Origin of the sequence: Propionivibrio sp. (assembly GCF_049316945.1) — a bacterium.
In the GTDB taxonomy this organism is placed as follows: Bacteria; Pseudomonadota; Gammaproteobacteria; order Burkholderiales; family Rhodocyclaceae; genus Propionivibrio.
On sequence record NZ_JBMOJE010000315.1, the window covers coordinates 1 to 2,413 of the forward strand.

The following is a 2,413-nucleotide window of genomic DNA, read 5'->3' on the forward strand; positions in this document are numbered from 1 at the left end:
TAGTGTGGAAGGTACTTCTGGGCGAGGTAATCTGCAAGGAGTTGGTCTTGCAGTATGAATGTTGTTGAGTGCTCCGGCTTTGCCAAAATTTGTAACTGCCGCAAGCGGTCTACCGCGTAGCGAATTTTTGGCTGCGTGGCGGCTAGGCCAGGCACCTTCAGTAACGCCTCGGTCGCAGGCTTGGAAAGCGGTGCAATCCCATGTGAAATGAGTACCAAAACTGCTTGGTCTAGCGGTTGAAGACTGTCAAACAGGCCTTGCCACTCTTGAACATTACGCGCATCGGCTAAGAACACCTTTAGCCCGATATCGACATCGGTTATGCCGTCTGCCGACATCGCTTTTACGAGGTCTTTCATCATGGCCGGTTTCCAGCCAATATGCGCAAATATCCGATCCAAGTCGGCCAGAACTAAGCTCTTAGTTTTGTGCACCTTCTGATAGTGCCCGGCCAAAAGCGCCAAATACTCTGTGTCCAAGTTTGGGAACGTAAGAATCTGGGTGAACTGATACATTGGAGCCCCGGCGCTGGCCATCATAGTGCCAAGTTCCGCTTGCGATGAGCCCGTAAATACTGCAAAGACCAGTTTTTTGTGTCTTTGCAGCACTGCTCGGACCTTTCCTAATAGGTCGTTGGCGTTTGGGGCCTTGGCCATTACTTGAAATTCATCCAGCATTAGCACGATTTTCTTGCCGGATGCCGCTGCCAGCCTAGTGACTAGCGCGTCAAATCGAAGTCCGGCGTCTACTGGGAGGCCGCGCCTGGCCGGTGTGTCGCCCAAGTCAACGCCGGTGCCGAAGACTACAACCTTTTTCACCGAGGTTTTTGCCGTCTTTCCCGCTGATGTTTTTGGCACCAATGCATCGTCGAGTGCTTCCTCCAGTGCGTGGTTGATAGCCGCCAATGGGTCATTTCTGCTCAGCCAGAGGTCGGCGTAGACCGGAAGCGCTCCGGCAGTTTCAGCGACTGGGGTCAGGTCACCGGTCAGAAAATGTGTTTTACCCACTCGCCGCGGAGCGAATAGTGCGAGTGGGCGCCCGGGCTGCGCCCTCAGCGCTACGAGGTAGGCGTTCGCCAGTTCGGACCTGCGAAACGTGATGTCGTCAAATGTTGTCATGGGGCATTGTTGCGCATTGCTGTTTTGTCGTCAATAGTGCAAATTACCGCAACATACAACAATGACTCTATACTGAGAGGAGGGTCGTATAAAGTCCCGTTGCGTTTCATTGCGGTTTTTTAAGCAATAGAATATTTCCGCAACCGGTCACACTGCCGACGGGGTAGGCTTGACCGACCATTTAGTTAGTTGAAATTATCCGGTAGCCGATGTCTCAAAAAAGACCGCTCTGCGACACCGCTAGCCGCGTTCGGGGATCTCATTCTTCCGGAATCCCCCCGCTTAAGCTCGTCAATGGTCACGCCACTTTCATTTTTCCACTCTGTCCAGCTATTTGCGGCCGAACCGCACACTACAGCGGCCGCCCAGCTTGGAGCGATCATCGCCGGATCGCCCGTGGAGGCAAATCGCCAACTCCGGTTAAATGGATACCCCAGAGGCAACTATTACCTGAGCACGGAATGGCAAAGATGCCAGTGGCAAGAACAGGGTGCGCGGCGAGTCGGGCAGAGCGATGAAACCGTGATACTGGTAGAAAGCCGCTGCTGTCCCATCCTTTGCATCCACCATCAGGGCATAGGCTGCAATCTCCGAGCGTACGGCTCGGTCGAGCGCATCGGCCAGCAGCGCACCGCCTAGACCTTTCCCCTTGAAAGCCTGATCGACGGCCAAGCGGCCCATGCGAACGGCTGGAACGGTCGGATAGCGCGGCAGCTTCTTGCCAGTGCTGGCCGGAAGATCGGCCAGCAGCAGGCTTGCCGACGCCATTGTGTAGAAACCCGCGATGCGTTGCCCATCAGCCAGCGCCACGAAGCATGCTGCCACGCGGCGGCGAACGTCTTGGGTGACTTGTTCCCGTAAGTAGCGGTCCAGCGGTTCCGCACCGCTGTTGAAGGTGGTGCGGTCATGCGCAGCATCTAGCGGCGTGAGCAGGAACGGCGCGCTGCTCATTCAGCGTGCAACAACTTGCTGCGACGAGCGAAGGCACGTTCCAAAGCCGGTGACGGTGGTGGCGGCGACAGTAGCGCCTGCGCAAAGCACTCCTGATCAGCCAGCGATAGGCGGATGACTTCCGCATTCTCGATGGCGCGTTGCGCGGCGTCCTGCACGGCGGCGACCACGAAATCAGTCATGGTGCGTCCTTGAAGTTCAGCGGCGCGCTTAAGCATCGAATGCAGATTAGTGCTGATCCGGGCTTCGAGACGGGCGGTAGATGCGGGTGTGGGCATGGTGTTGTCCTCCTGTTATCTCGCGCCCCTATGGAGCCATTTGAATCGCGGCTTAATGGAGCCACC

The 2,413-nt window shown here is 56.4% G+C and carries 3 protein-coding genes; all 3 read right to left on the reverse strand.

From position 1 onward, the window contains the following. Nucleotides 1-1,118: hypothetical protein (locus tag ACOYNV_RS27475; protein ID WP_422903002.1), on the reverse strand; the 1,118-nt coding region annotated here is incomplete at its 3' end. 420 nt (nt 1,119-1,538) lie between these two features. Next, nucleotides 1,539-2,069 carry a GNAT family N-acetyltransferase gene (locus tag ACOYNV_RS27480; RefSeq protein ID WP_422903003.1) on the reverse strand — a complete coding sequence of 177 codons (531 nt, stop codon included), beginning with the start codon at nt 2,067-2,069 and terminating at the stop codon, nt 1,539-1,541. Beyond that, nucleotides 2,066-2,347, reverse strand: a complete 282-nt coding sequence (locus ACOYNV_RS27485) for a DUF1778 domain-containing protein (protein ID WP_422903004.1) — start codon at nt 2,345-2,347, stop codon at nt 2,066-2,068. Before ACOYNV_RS27485 ends, ACOYNV_RS27480 begins: the two co-directional genes overlap by 4 nt. Nucleotides 2,348-2,413: the final 66 nt, after the last annotated feature.

Bases quoted from the DNA above. Each gene is read 5' to 3' on its own strand.
- ACOYNV_RS27480 (WP_422903003.1), bottom strand. From the start codon at position 2,069: ATGAGCAGCGCGCCGTTCCTGCTCACGCCGCTAGATGCTGCGCATGAC.
- ACOYNV_RS27485 (WP_422903004.1), bottom strand. From the start codon at position 2,347: ATGCCCACACCCGCATCTACCGCCCGTCTCGAAGCCCGGATCAGCACT.